The following is a 13664-nucleotide window of genomic DNA, read 5'->3' as shown; positions in this document are numbered from 1 at the left end:
ACCTTAAACGCGTCGTGACAGCGCAAAGCTGATCAACGGCACCGGCAAAGTAAACAGCAGCAGCAGCCACAGCAGTACATAAACCGCATCAATACCGTTGTTTTGCAGGTTGTTATACAGCTGAACCGGCATGCCTTGGGGGAAATAAGCAAAAATCATCACGATGCCAAATTCGCCCATTGCTCGCGCCCATGCTAATGCGCTAGCGGAGGCCAATCCCGGCGCGGCCAGCGGTATCGACAAACGCCAGAAACGTTGCCACGCAGAAGCGCCAAGCGTGCGACCCGCTTCCAGAATATCCTGCGGTACGCCGGCAAACGCGGAACGTGCGGTGGTGACGAAGTAGGGCAGCGCGCCATACCATTGCGCGAGAATAAACGCGGCGGGATTGTTAACCAGCGTCCAGCCAAACCTCCCCAACAGCTCACCTGGCAAACTATAAGGGCCGTAAGCGCTTACCAGCAAAATGCCCATTGCCAGCGGCGGCGTCAGCAGCGGAATCATCACCAGCAATTCAACGATCAATCGCGCACGACCGCGTGCCTGCGACAACCACCACGCCACCGGCAATCCACTGACAAAAATCAGCACCAGCGCGACAGCACCCAAGCCAAGCGAGGTCGCGATGGCATTGCCATCGCCCCACGCCAGCTGCAGATGCTGCCAGTGCGTAACGCCAATCAACGTGATAAAGGGCACCGCCAACAGCAGCAGTGCCGGCAGTGACAGCCACAGCGCAGTGGCGTGACGGGTTTTCATTACGGGTAGAGGGAACCGCCTTTCGGCGCGGCATAACCATTCTGTTTAAACAGCGCCTGGCCCGGCTGGCTCAGCATAAAATCCACAAAGGCTTGACCTGCAGCCGCGCCGTGTGGGGCATTTTTCAGCACCGCGGCGTAGTAAACCAGCGGCTGGGTGTGCAGCACTTTGTCTTTGCCTGCGCTGTCTTTCACATTGAAACTCACCGTGTCGTACCACTGCTTCGCCATCGCCGGATTACTCAGATTAATCTCGTCGGGCAGCGCCACGTAGGGCAGGTGTGCGGAGATCACCTCGCTCTCATACCCCGCCGCAGCATCCACCTGGCCGCTCTCCAGACGCGTCAGCAGGCCGCCTTCCAGATGGGTTTGCGCCGGGTTTTGATAGCCGCCCATGATTTTATCGGCGATGCCTGGCTGCTGATAATATTTCTCAGCCAGCAGCAGGGTAAAGATGATGTTCTGACCTTTGGGATCGTTGATCGGATCGGTGCGACCAAATTTAATGCCCGGCGTTGCCAGTACCTTCAGCCAGCTGGCATCACTGCCTTTGGCCTGCGCGAACTGCTGCGCGTATTTGCCTTTTGGGCTATAGGCCACCACCATGCTGGTGCTCGCCACTGGAATCGCGTCATCAATCAATCCCGCATCCTTCAGGATTTGCATCGGCCCCGGCGTAATCGAGACGAACACATCTGCGGTGATTTTCTTGCTCGCCAGCAAACGTGCCATGCCATAGGCGCCCTGACCCTGGCCTTCATAGTTGCCGTTGTTTTGTTTAGCGAAAGCTGGACCTAAAGATTGATCCATCACTTTACCCATCGAACCGGCATAAGTGACGCGGATATCGGTATTGGCTTGTGCATGCAGCGTAAAGCCCGCGCCGACGGTAAGCAGCAGCGCGCTGAGGTGAGTAAATCGCATTCCCTTTCTCGCTATATAATTAGGTAGATAGCGATTATCGGAATTGGTGCGGACAGTGCAAGCGAAAATCTATTGCGAAATCATACCAAAGGCCCGTCGCAACGGGCCGAAGCGGCTAAGCGAGGATGCGCTTTGCCCAGGATTCGATGTCGTCACCGCTGCCAATATCCAGCTGCACCAAACCGTTGGTGATGAAAGTCGGCGACACATGAATGCCATTTTGACGCGAATATTTACTGTGCCATTTAATCTCGTTCTGCAACTCGGCGCGCAGGAAAGGCTCGCGAGCGTTTACGCCGCTGTATTTCTCCAGACGATCGAGTATCTGATTGGGCGTGGCATCCATATTTGGACCGTGGCTGTGATCGGTAAACTCGAACTCTTCACGATGATCGGCGACCGCCTGCAGCACCTTTTTAGCGGCCGCTTTTCCCTCAGCCAAAGTGGAAGCGGCAAGGATGTAACGCACAATCACGCCGGAATACATGTGCCATGGCTGCGATTGCAGACGAATCTTCAGCGTCATCTTCTCTTCTCCCACTAACTGCAGCAGCGCATCCAGTTTATTGAATGCGCGTACCGAGAACGGGCAGGTCGGCTCCAGAAACACTTCAAACACCTTCGGGCCGTGGCCCCAAACCAGCGGGTCGGCATGTAATGCGGCGGATTGGCTCATTGTTATTCCCTGTAGAAAATGGAGTTGAACGGATAACGCTGCCTTACTTTGGCAAAGCGCTGCGCCGACAGCCAGTGCAGGCTTGTGTTTTTTTGTTACAAGGCCATTCGGCTGGCGAAAATGTGCTGAAATAAAAATCGTTTTATAGATCCGCGAGCTACAAGAAAGTCTGCCTGCAGCGCCTTAGTGCAGAAAATAAGCGGCTATAGTTAGTTCTGTTTCAATTTTATTTCTTGCAGCATTTTTGATTCATTTGCCTGGAGCCAAACGTTAAGCATCGAGGTTCAATGTGTTTGCCAATCTCTCCTGGAAAATCATCCATCAGGTTCTCAATGAAACCATTGCAGAACTTATGGATGAGCAACAAACGCTGGACGTCCCCACACTGCGCGAGCGGCTGCTGGAGATGGCTGAAAGCGAAACAGATGAATTAATGGTGCTCTGTTACTGGCAAGCGAGCAAAGTGCTGATGCGCTTACCGCCCACGGTCACCGCCAGCCAACTGATTGAAGAAGCGCGCGTGGCGTACCGCTCGCCGCTTAATCACGATCCTCTTTAACCCTGGATGCTTTTCCCCTGTCTATTCGCGGCAAAGTGACTAAGTGGCGGATTTATGGTCATGAGCGGTAAACACGCTCTGCTAGACTTGCCCTGTCAAAAACGTAGATACAGAGGACAGTAATGAAAATCAAAAGTTATGCCGCCTTGAATGCGGGTGAAGCGCTGGTGCCTTACGAGTATGAGGCAGGTGAACTGGCTGCGGAAGAGGTGCAGGTTGAGGTCGATTACTGCGGAGTGTGCCATTCAGATCTATCGATGATTGATAACGAATGGGGCATCTCCTCCTTTCCGGTGATTGCAGGCCATGAAGTGATTGGTCGTATCAGCGCGTTAGGTGCTGCAGCGCAGACCAAAGGGTTGAAAGTCGGCCAGCGTGTGGGCATCGGCTGGACGGCAAAAAGCTGCCAGCACTGTAATGCCTGCATCAACGGCGAACACGTCAACTGTGAAAATGGTTCCGTGCCCACCATCATGAACAAGGGCGGTTTTGCCAGCCATCTGCGTGCCGACTGGCAATGGGTGATCCCGCTGCCAGAAGCGATGGATTACACCTCAGCAGGCCCGCTGCTGTGCGGCGGCATCACCGTGTTTAAACCACTGTTGATGCATCATGTCACCGCCACCAGCCGCGTCGGCGTGATTGGCATTGGTGGCTTAGGCCACATGGCGATCAAACTGCTGCGCGCGATGGGTGCCGAAGTGACGGCGTTCAGCTCCAACGCCAGCAAAACCGAGTCAATTAAAGCGATGGGTGCCGATCGTGTGGTGAATAGCCGCGATCCGCAGGCGCTGAATGCATTGGCCGGACAATTTGATCTGATTATCAGCACGGTCGCGGTCGATCTTGACTGGCAGCCGTACTTCCAGGCGTTGGCGCCTCACGGCAAGTTCCACACCGTTGGCGCGGTGATGAAACCGTTCGAAGTACCAGCGTTTAGCCTGATTATGGGCGATCGTGCGGTGACCGGTTCATCCACCGGTTCGCCAGGCCAGCTGCGTTCACTGATGAAACTGGCATCGCGTGCGGATATCGCGCCGCAGGTTGAAGAGTTCCCGATGTCAAAAATCAATGAAGCGCTGGATCACGTGCGTGCGGGTAAAGCCAATTACCGCGTGGTTCTGAAAGCTGATTTCTAACCTCAGATGACCAGGTCGGCATGAATGCCGACCTCAGGTCGCAAGGTGCGCACGCCTGCGCACCGTTTTACTGCACTCACCTCCCTTCAAACAGCATCCACCCTCTTAATCACCTGATTATTCGGCACAATATTACGTAGTGCTTTGATAAACTGCTGCCAGCAAACCAACATTGAGGACAGCAATGAAGATTTCCAGCTATGCCGCTCTGCAGGCGGGTGAGGCGCTGGTGCCTTACGAATATGATGCCGGTCCACTGGCCGCGGAAGATGTGCAGGTTGAGGTGGATTATTGCGGCGTCTGCCACTCCGATTTGTCGATGATTGATAACGAATGGGGCGGTTCACGCTATCCCCTGATCGCGGGCCACGAAGTGATCGGTCGCGTCGTGGCGTTGGGTGATGCGGCGCACAATAAAGGGCTGAAATTAGGCCAACGCGTGGGTATCGGCTGGACGGCGAAAAGCTGTCAGCACTGCGATGCCTGCATTGAAGGCGATCAGGTGAACTGCGAAAACGGTAAAACCTCGACCATTAATAATCACGGCGGTTTTGCCAGCCATCTGCGTGCCAACTGGCAATGGGTGATTCCGCTGCCGGAGGCGCTGGATATCGCCACTGCCGGCCCTTTACTGTGCGGCGGTATCACCGTGTTCAAACCGCTATTGATGCACAACATTTCCGCCACCAGTCGCGTTGGCGTGATTGGCATCGGTGGGCTGGGGCATATGGCGATCAAATTGCTACGCGCCATGGGCGCTCAGGTTACTGCGTTCAGCTCCTCAGCGACGAAAACCGATTCGATCAAGGCGATGGGCGCCGATCGGGTGGTAAACAGCCGCGATCCGCAGGCGTTAAGCGCATTGGCTGGGCAGTTGACCTGATTATTAGCACCGTGGCGGTGGATTTGGACTGGAGGCCCTATTATCAGGCGCTGGCGCGCAAAGGCGCGTTTCACACTGTCGGCGCGGTGATGAAGCCATTTGAAGTGCCGGCATTCAGTTTGATTGTGGGCGATCGGGCGTTAACGGGTTCGTCTACCGGTTCGCCGGGACAACTACGTGCGTTACTGAAACTGGCATCGCGCACTGATGTTGCGCCACAGGTGGAGGAGTTTCCTATGTCGCAGGTGAATGCCGCATTGGATCACGTGCGTGCCGGTAAAGCGCATTATCGTGTGGTGTTGAAAGCAGATTTTTAGACGCGTATTGGCACATACCGTAGCGGCGCGATTTATCGCGCAATAAATTGCGCCGCTACAACTTAGTGCATTGATAAAGAAAAAGTGCGCACCGTTTTACATCAGCCCCGCGAATCATCCTTCTCGCCGAGGAAGAAATACCACAATGGAATCGACGTTAGCGCGGTAAACACCGTGGTATATAACGCGATCATAAAGCCCTGCGTGATATACATGGTTAGCGACCAATGGCTAAACGGAATGCCATATTGATCGATCACGCCACCGATAATGGCGTTGCTCATCACGGTACCAACAATCAGCGCCAGAATAAACAAACCGCGCAGGAAGTAGCGCATCTCTTTACGCTTCACCGCAAAACGCGCGCGGATAATGCCCAGCGGCGATTGCTGTGAGGCCAGCAGGGCCGCCTCATCCAGCGGTGCACGTTGCTGCTTGCGCCAGCGCAGAATATCCACCAGCAGGAAGGCCAGCAAACTCGCCCCCATCACCGGCAGCGCATAGCCAAGCGCCAGCGCTACCATCAACCAGGCACCTTTCGCATAATGCGGCAGCACCATCCAGCTTTCGGTCAGGGTTTGTGCCGGGTTCGCTTCCACATCTTTCGGGCGACGAATCCACCACATGCGATAACCCAACACGATCATGCTGCACAAACCCAAACCAAAGAACGCCAGCAACAGCTGATTAGGCAAACCAAACAGCACGCCCATGTGTGCGTCGACGCCCCAGCGCGTCAGCTTCGCAACTAATGGGAAACGATCGAAATAGACGTGGTCCACCACGCTAAAGTCCTGTGGATTAACCGAAACCGCATCCACCTGAGTTGGCCAGCTACGGTCAATTTCCGTTACCGCCCACGCTTTTTCCGCGCTTTTCGGCTGACGTAGTTCAAGTTTGGCCGCGCTGAGTCCATCCTGACGCGCCGCATTCAGCACGCGATCCCAATCGGCATCGGCGGCGTTATTACGCATCGGTTTTGCTGGCGCCGTCGCCGGTTTGGTCATGGATGACATCGACATATTCATGCCGGCCATATCCATATCCGGCATATGATCGGCATGCGGATCGGCGGGGGCTGCGGGCGCATCACTGTTCAGCGACGTATTAACCTGCGGCGTCAGCCAGTTTAGCTCGGTACGCATGCGATCAATATTGCCGCCCGCCCACTGCGACCATGTCAGGCCAGTGATCGAGAAGAACACCAATCCGACCACCAGCGTTAAACCGAGCGTGACATGCCAGTGGCGGCTGAAGGCAAATCCTTTACGCTGCTGTTTCAGCTTACGTTTTGGACGCGTTCCCAACCACAGCACTACACCGCCAAGTGCGGCTACCCACAGCCAGGATGCGGCCAGTTCGCTGTAATTGCGTCCGAAATCGCCAAGCAGCAGGCTACTGTGAAGTAAGTCGATGGTAGTGCGCAGCGGCAATACGCCGCTGGTGCCATACACCGGCAGATCACCGACTACTTTCAGGCTGTAAGGATCGATAAACACCGCGCGTGACTGCGAAGTGCCGAGTGACGAATCGCTGAATTGCACGCGTGTGGTGTCCGTTGCGCCGGGCGCCGGACGTACCGCGAAGATGTGCTGGTTCTCCCCAGCATAAGCGCGCGCGGCAGTGATTTGTGCCGACAGCGGCTGCGCATTGCCGTGCGGTTCGGCGGTCAGCGCATCGGCATAAATCAGGTTTTCCAACTGGGGTGTTAACACGTAAAGCGTGCCGCTGAGTGCCGCGATAAAGATGAACGGGGCGACAAACAGACCGATGTAAAAATGTAAGCGACGTAGCAAATTAAGCACCGCACCGCGCGGTGCTGCAGAGTGAGCAGCAGACAAAGCCGTCTTCCTTCCAAAAAGAAATTGTCTTAGCGCAACGCTACAGTTGAGCGTGCACTGCAAAAAATTAAGTCAGCAGGGAAGAAGTGCAGGAGGGGCGCGCGGTCGATGGATGCTGCTAACGCGACGTACAATCGGCGCAACCACATGTGGCAGCGGCGGCGCACGCGAGATCACCATGATTAGCCAGATGAATGGGATGAACACCCACATCAGCAGCGGGACATGCACCAACAGATCGCAATAGCCGCAGGCGAACTCGCCGTCATCCATCATGTGATGGCTCATGCCGGGCATCGGCATATCCGCCATCATCATCTCATGATGGCTCATCGAGCTGCTCATCATGCTGTGTTGCGGCATCGCCAGCATCTGGTTTTGCCGCTCCATCAACGTTTTCGATACAATCGGCGCGACGAACAGCAGCAGCACCGCCACAATGGCGACGCAGGCAGTCAAACGCTGGCGGAAGTGATGTGTAAACGTCATGGTTGCTAGTGGATGATTCCGTAAATGAGGCGGAAGTGTAACGCGATTGACATGGATGGGTTAAAAAAATAGAGGCTATTTAAGAAAAAATTCGCACCTTTTGAAAATAGTCACTTAACGCGCCGCGTTTGTTAACCTCTATTTAACTTGTTAAAAACAGAGAAGAAACATTTCCACTCAATCCATAAATACTTACGTTTCGTAAATCAGATTGCTGACTAAGCATAAGATATGTACCATTCACCTGTACATGTTGGAGGGGTTATGAACAAATTTACATATACTAGCGCCAGAGAAAATTTATCTCAGCTTCTGGATCAGGTGATAGCAGGCGAAGCTGTTGAAATTACTCGTCGTAGTGGTGATTCCGCTATCGTCATCAGCAAAGCCAGTTTCGAAGCATATCGTAAAGCTGCACTTGACGCAGAATTTGCCGAATTAATGGGTGAATTTGATGCATCTAATAAAGCGCTAACCGATAGATGAATCACGTTTCGGCCGAAGAGGTTATTGCATTCCACGATTACGTTTTAAAGCGTTATGCCGGCGTCGAGGGTATGCCTGATCCGGGTCGTGCCGACGCTATCGTTACGCGTGTTATTAATCGTGAGTACTACGAAAACATCCACGATATTTTTGAGCTCGCAGCCACTTATTGGGTGGCAATTTCACGCGGGCATATTTTTGCCGATGCTAATAAGAGAACATCTCTTAACGTAACGATGTTGTTTTTAAAGCGTAATGGCATACGCGTTCATGACCGCCCCGAATTAGTTGAGTTAACTGTCATGGCAGCAACAGGCGAAGCTGGAGTGGCTTATCTCGCAAATCAGTTGCGCACATTTTTTGGGTCGCATTAACTTAGAACATCAAAAAATCGATCGTCCCAGCCGCTCGGTGAGTTTTTCCAGCAGCGCGGTGCCGGCCAATGAGTTGCCCGAGTGATCCAACGCAGGCGACCAGACCGCAATACTCATCTCGCCGGGAATCACGGCCACAATACCGCCACCAACGCCTGATTTAGCCGGCATCCCAACGCGCCAGGCGAACTCACCCGCGCCATCGTACATGCCGCTGGTCATCATCAACGCATTCACCTGACGCGCCTGACGCGGCGAGATCACCGCCGATTCGTCATCCTGAGTGCGGCCGTGATTCGCGAGATACAGGAAGGTGCGCGCCAACTCTTCGCAATTCATCGCCAGCGAGCAGTAGTGAAAATAGGTTTCCATCACTTTGCTGACATCGTTGTGGAAATTGCCAAACGATTTCATCAGCCAGGCAATCGCCGCGTTGCGCGCCGAATGCTCGTATTCAGAACGCGCCACGACGCGGTCGTAATTGATGTCCGGTTGCTGTGCCAGACGCCTTACGATCTCCAGCATGCGCTGACGCGGTGCGGTGAGGCGGCTTTCCAGCAGATCGCACATCACCAGCGCGCCGGCATTAATAAACGGATTGCGCGGTTTGCCCTGTTCCAGCTCAAGCTGTACCAGCGAATTAAATGCCTGGCCGGAAGGCTCTTTACCGACGCGTTGCCAGATCTCGCCATCTTCGTACAGCGTCAGCGCCACGCTGAGTGACAACACTTTGGAGATTGACTGGATGGAGAAACGGGTCGCGGCATCACCGGCCTGAAAACAGCGGCCATCGGGCGTGCAAATAGCGATGCCGAGCTGATCGGCGTCTACATCGGCCAGCGCCGGAATATAATCCGCCACTTTTCCCTGCTGGGTTAATGGGCGAACTTCGCTAACTATCTCTTCAAGCAGTGCATTACTGAGTTCCGACACCTTCACGCTCCGTGTAGCCAATCGTGGCCAGGATAATGGTGATTTGCGCGCAGCGCGTCAATCGGCAGCGCGAAATTCTGTGAGCCTTCTGGGTGAAGCCTGCGTTACAGTGCGGGCTGTTTCATTAACTTTAGAGCCCGCGCGATGATAACCAACCTGTTCCGCGATTTCCCCGCCGCCGCACAGAACGGCAGCGCTGAGACGTTTGAAGCGCTGCTGGCGCAGCCTAATCTGCATATCGAACGCATCGTTTCAACCGGGCAAGCGAGTCCACCCGATTTTTGGTACTGCCAGACGCAGGGTGAATGGGTGATGGTTTTACAAGGATCGGCAGGATTGGAGCTGGAAGGCGAAGCGCAGGAGCGTCATCTGCATGCTGGCGATTTTGTCGAGATTCCAGCAGGCTGCCGCCATCGCGTTAACTGGACGGACAGCAGCGGCCCAACCGTGTGGCTCGCGGTGCATTATGGCGCGCTGCCGACGGATTTGGCTTAAGGACGCTTGTCGACGCTGTGCGTCGAAGTGGTCCAGCGGCGCGCCTGTAGTGAGGGTGGCGCACGATTCCGCTTAGTGACTAATGAACTGAGAGCCTCATTACGCGCGAAAAATATATTCCATGTTATAAAATATGGAAAATTAACTTCAATTTGAGAGGATTCTATCATGTCATCGCTCCCGTCTCTGGACAGCCTGTTGCAGCAGGAAGCTGAACACCGTTTACCGCAGTTTGATTTCGATTTAGCCTGGCAAATTGGACAAAGCATCCAGCAGCGTGGCCGTGAAGAGAATGCGCCTATCGCTATCGAAGTCTATGCATTTGGCCAGGTGCTATTTCTTGCAGCATTGCCAGGATCTGCGCCAGAGAATCTGGAATGGATGCGACGTAAACGTAACACCGTGCTGTTAACCGGCCACTCGTCGATGTATGTGGGACTTTTTAATGAGCAGAAGGGCGAGCGGATGGCACAGCAGCGCAATATCCGTCAGGAAGATTACACCGATCACGGTGGGTCCTTCCCATTGCTGACTTCTCAGGGCGCGATCATCGGCGCCGTCACCATCAGCGGTTTACCTTCTGCAGACGATCATGCGTTAGCGCTGTGGGGAATTACCCAGCTGCTGCGCTGATAATCCAGTGTGATGCGGCGCGCGAAATCGCGCCGCTTCAACTTCTGATGAAAAAATGACTGTTATTTCATCGCGGGCAGTTTCAACTTATCCCCTGCGCCGGTGGCTTTGCGTAGATCGGCAACCTGACTGGCTTTCACTTCTGCACCCTGATTGCCCCACGAATTCCTCACGTAGTTGAGCACGTCGGCCATCTGCTGATCGTTGAGCTTCCAGGAAAATGCCGGCATGCCTGCGGACGTTGGGCGGCCTTCGGTGTGCGGCGCACGAGCGCCATCCAGCAGCGCATGAATCATGTTGGTCGGATCGTTCTGCATCGCGCCATTGCTGGCGAAGGCTGGCACCATGCCGGTGATACCTTCTCCCGACAAACCGTGGCAGGCAGAGCAATCCACTTCATAACGCAGCGCGGCCTGTTCCTGACGCGCTTTATCCATCACAAATCCGCTGGCTTTTGCGGTGGACGACGCTGGTAAGCTGCGCAGATAGGTGGCGATAGATTGCAGATCGCGATCGTTAAAATATTGCGTTGAGTGTTCAACCGCTTCCGCCATCGGGCCTGCCGCCACGCTCTCGCCGTTGGAGCCAGTTTTCAGGTAGTCGGCAATCTGCGCGTCGCTCCATTTACCAATGCCAGCGTGTGGATTTGGCGTGATGTCTGGCGCGTACCAGCTGCCCAGATTACCGCCTTGCAGATACTGGCTACCGATCTCGCCGCCTAGCGCGTTGCGCGCGGTGTGGCAAACGCTACAGTGCGCTGGACCATCCACGATATATTTGCCGCGATTCCACTCGTCGTTCTGCGCGGTTTGCGGTTTAAACGCATTGTTATCAAAGAACAACAGGTTCCAGCCCGCCATCGCCAGACGAATGTTGTACGGGAAGTTCATGCCCGCATTTTCATCTACGGCGTTGTTCACCGGTTTTTGCGCCGAGAAGTAGGCCCAAAGATCGTGCATATCGCCATCGCTCATCTGGGTGTACGCGGTGTACGGCATCGCCGGATACAGGAAGCCGTGATCGCCACGTCCCTGACGCACCGCGTTGAAGAAATCGCGCTCGGTCATTTTGCCGATTCCGGTGGCGCGATCTGGCGAAATGTTCGAGGTTTTCAGCGCGCCAAACGGCGTATCGATGTTATAGCCGCCGGAGAAGTCGGCATTGTGGCAGGCGGCACAGTCGGCAAGACGCATCACATATTCGCCGCGTTTGATGGCCGCATCATCGTTGCTGTGAAAATCGGCCAACTGCACCTTATCGTCGGCAACGTTGGAGCGAGCGCTGTCCAACACCACCCATAATCTGCCTGTTGCTGCAATGCCCGCCAGCACCGCCAGTGCGGCGAGGGTGTAAGTTATTTTCTTTGCTTTCGCCATGATTACGCCCCCACCAGCGGTGCCGGATTGTTGATGTACTTCTGGTGAATCGCCTGTGCGGCGCGAACCGCCAGCGCACCAATGGTGATGGTGGGGTTGTAACCGCCGTTATTCGGGAAGGCCGACGCGCCCACCACAAACAGGTTGTGCGCATCCCAGCTTTGCAGATAAGGATTGAGGGCCGAGGTGCTGGGATCGGCGCCCATCACCGCACCACCAATGGTATGCGAACTGTGCTGCTGGTAAGGGTTCCAGCTCTTCTCTGCTTGGTTATCGACCACCATGTGCTGGCCGCCCATCTCTTTCATGATGTTGATAGCGCGGTCGGTAACATATCTCGCCATGCGCACATCGTTCTGGTTCCAGTCGAAGGTGGTGCGGATCAGCGGTTGGCCGTGACGATCTTTATAGTTCGGATCGAGATCGAGATAGGCTTCACGCATCGGCATTGAGGTGCCCTGGCAGAAGATGGTGCCAGCGCTTTGGTAATCGCGTTTGTAGCCCGCTTTCCACTCGCTGCCCCAACGCCTGGTGCCAGGACGCAGGCTATTCATGTTCTGAATCGGACGGCCGTTGGTGGAGAAGCCCATGATGCCCGCGCCGCCAATGAAATCGAGTTCGCTGTGATCGAAGTTATCGCCGTTGAAATCATCGATTTGCACCGCAAGCGCGCCGCCGCCGATGAACGGGTTCATATATTCGTTATCGAAGTAACCGGTGACCGTGGAGCAGGTTTGATAGTTGTAGTTTCGGCCAATGGTGCCGCGACCGGTCAGCGGATTGTATTGCTCGCCTACGCCGGAGAGCAGCATCAGGCGCACGTTATCCATCTGATAAGCAGTGATGCAGACGATATCGGCTGGCTGGAAGCCTTCCACGCCATCCTGCGTGATGAATTTAACGCCTTTTACCGTTTTGCCATCGTCATGTTTCACCGCGTGTAGCACTTCGGTTTCGGTCAGCAGCGTGAAGTTCGGGCGGCGCATCAGCACCGGCAGGATGCACGCTTGTGGTGATGATTTGGAGAAGTTGCCGCAGCCGTGGAAGTCGCAGAAGCCGCAATAGGTGCACGGGCCCATACTGACGCCGAGTGGATTCACGTAAGCCTGAGAGAGATTACCTGCAGGGATGGTGAAGGGGTGATAACCCATGCTCTCGGTGGTTTTGCGGTATTTGCTCATCCAGTGCGTATCTTTCAGCGGTGGCGTCGGATAGTCGCGCGAGCGCGGTCCTTCAAACACGTTGCCGCCTTTCTGCAACTGACCGTTGAGATTGCCGGCGATACCAGACGTCCCGGCAATACGCTCAAAGCGATCGTAAAACGGCGCCATGTCGTCGTAGGTCACGCCCCAGTCCTGCAACTGCAAGTCCTGCATCTTTTTAACGCCATAGCGCTCGCGGGTTTGCTTTGCCACTTCAAAATCCCACGGCGTAAAACGCCATGACATGCCAGCCCAATGTGTACCTGCGCCGCCGACGTTCCAGCCAAACTGGAACGCTGACCAGTTACGCACCGGGGCGGCGAGCTGATCGCTGCGGTTACGGAAGGTGGTGGTTTCCACGCTCATGGGCTGCAAAATTTTACGGCGGGTATGAAAACGCAGTTCGTCGGCATCAATGGCGACCGGGAAATCGGTCGAGGTATCACGCCAGGCTCCGCGCTCAATGGCAACCACATTGAGTCCCGCACGGGTTAGCTCTTCCGCCATCACCGAACCGGCCCAACCCAGGCCGACGATCACCACGTCAGCTTTATTTCTTACTAGTGACATTAACTCAGC

The 13664-nt window shown here is 55.0% G+C and carries 14 protein-coding genes and 1 pseudogene; 7 read left to right on the top strand and 8 right to left on the bottom strand.

The annotated features are described in order from the left end of the window. Window positions 1-3 precede the first annotated feature (3 nt). The 3 genes from PMI17_RS11970 to PMI17_RS11960 all read right to left on the bottom strand — a co-directional run bounded on the left by PMI17_RS11970 (window position 4) and on the right by PMI17_RS11960 (window position 2358). Window positions 4-759, bottom strand: coding sequence for a molybdenum ABC transporter permease (locus PMI17_RS11970; protein WP_007889786.1), 756 nt, complete (start codon window positions 757-759; stop codon window positions 4-6). Next, complete coding sequence (locus PMI17_RS11965) at window positions 759-1682, bottom strand: extracellular solute-binding protein (RefSeq protein ID WP_007889784.1); 924 nt, start codon at window positions 1680-1682, stop codon at window positions 759-761. The genes PMI17_RS11970 and PMI17_RS11965 overlap by 1 nt, the downstream gene beginning before the upstream one ends. A gap of 115 nt (window positions 1683-1797) precedes the next feature. Continuing rightward, a complete protein-coding gene (locus PMI17_RS11960; RefSeq protein WP_007889783.1) occupies window positions 1798-2358 on the bottom strand; it encodes a hypothetical protein in 561 nt (186 codons plus the stop codon). A 289-nt stretch (window positions 2359-2647) separates the two neighbouring features. Here PMI17_RS11960 and PMI17_RS11955 point away from each other — a divergent pair, with 289 nt between their 5' ends. From PMI17_RS11955 to PMI17_RS11945, 3 genes and pseudogenes are all read left to right on the top strand, one after another. Continuing rightward, complete coding sequence (locus PMI17_RS11955) at window positions 2648-2917, top strand: hypothetical protein (protein WP_007889782.1); 270 nt, start codon at window positions 2648-2650, stop codon at window positions 2915-2917. Window positions 2918-3039: 122 nt separating this feature from the next. Continuing rightward, window positions 3040-4056 carry an NAD(P)-dependent alcohol dehydrogenase gene (locus PMI17_RS11950; RefSeq protein ID WP_007889780.1) on the top strand — a complete coding sequence of 339 codons (1017 nt, stop codon included), beginning with the start codon at window positions 3040-3042 and terminating at the stop codon, window positions 4054-4056. 184 nt (window positions 4057-4240) lie between these two features. Beyond that, a pseudogene (locus PMI17_RS11945) lies at window positions 4241-5256 on the top strand (NAD(P)-dependent alcohol dehydrogenase). A 101-nt stretch (window positions 5257-5357) separates the two neighbouring features. On the opposite strand, the gene PMI17_RS11940 reads toward PMI17_RS11945, so the two are convergent. Together PMI17_RS11940 and PMI17_RS11935 are read right to left on the bottom strand one after the other, a co-directional pair. Continuing rightward, window positions 5358-7097 carry a DUF2534 family protein gene (locus PMI17_RS11940; RefSeq protein WP_007889775.1) on the bottom strand — a complete coding sequence of 580 codons (1740 nt, stop codon included), beginning with the start codon at window positions 7095-7097 and terminating at the stop codon, window positions 5358-5360. Window positions 7098-7169: 72 nt separating this feature from the next. Beyond that, a complete protein-coding gene (locus PMI17_RS11935; protein ID WP_007889774.1) occupies window positions 7170-7586 on the bottom strand; it encodes a DUF2946 domain-containing protein in 417 nt (138 codons plus the stop codon). Between the two features lie 264 nt (window positions 7587-7850). Here PMI17_RS11935 and PMI17_RS11930 point away from each other — a divergent pair, with 264 nt between their 5' ends. Both PMI17_RS11930 and PMI17_RS11925 read left to right on the top strand, forming a co-directional pair. Next, a complete protein-coding gene (locus PMI17_RS11930) occupies window positions 7851-8072 on the top strand; it encodes a type II toxin-antitoxin system Phd/YefM family antitoxin (protein ID WP_007889773.1) in 222 nt (73 codons plus the stop codon). Next, on the top strand, window positions 8069-8446 hold the full coding sequence (locus tag PMI17_RS11925; protein ID WP_007889772.1) for a type II toxin-antitoxin system death-on-curing family toxin: 378 nt from the start codon (window positions 8069-8071) through the stop codon (window positions 8444-8446). The genes PMI17_RS11930 and PMI17_RS11925 overlap by 4 nt, the downstream gene beginning before the upstream one ends. Before the next feature lie 9 nt (window positions 8447-8455). On the opposite strand, the gene glsB is transcribed toward PMI17_RS11925, so the two are convergent. Further along, window positions 8456-9379, bottom strand: a complete 924-nt coding sequence (glsB, locus tag PMI17_RS11920; RefSeq protein ID WP_007889770.1) for a glutaminase B — start codon at window positions 9377-9379, stop codon at window positions 8456-8458. Between the two features lie 144 nt (window positions 9380-9523). Here glsB and PMI17_RS11915 point away from each other — a divergent pair, with 144 nt between their 5' ends. Beyond that, complete coding sequence (locus PMI17_RS11915) at window positions 9524-9874, top strand: cupin domain-containing protein (RefSeq protein ID WP_007889768.1); 351 nt, start codon at window positions 9524-9526, stop codon at window positions 9872-9874. A gap of 168 nt (window positions 9875-10042) precedes the next feature. Continuing rightward, window positions 10043-10507: a heme-degrading domain-containing protein gene (locus PMI17_RS11910; protein ID WP_007889767.1), complete on the top strand. Its 465-nt coding sequence runs from the start codon at window positions 10043-10045 to the stop codon at window positions 10505-10507. 62 nt (window positions 10508-10569) lie between these two features. On the opposite strand, the gene PMI17_RS11905 is transcribed toward PMI17_RS11910, so the two are convergent. Beyond that, on the bottom strand, window positions 10570-11883 hold the full coding sequence (locus PMI17_RS11905) for a cytochrome c (protein ID WP_007889766.1): 1314 nt from the start codon (window positions 11881-11883) through the stop codon (window positions 10570-10572). A gap of 2 nt (window positions 11884-11885) precedes the next feature. Continuing rightward, window positions 11886-13655, bottom strand: coding sequence for a GMC family oxidoreductase (locus PMI17_RS11900; RefSeq protein ID WP_007889765.1), 1770 nt, complete (start codon window positions 13653-13655; stop codon window positions 11886-11888). Window positions 13656-13664 lie beyond the last annotated feature (9 nt).

It is taken from the genome of Pantoea sp. GM01 (assembly GCF_000282675.1).
Classification (GTDB): Bacteria; Pseudomonadota; Gammaproteobacteria; order Enterobacterales; family Enterobacteriaceae; genus Pantoea; species Pantoea nemavictus.
Note: the sequence above shows the minus strand (reverse complement) of the source record. Positions and strands in the feature narration are given on the sequence as shown.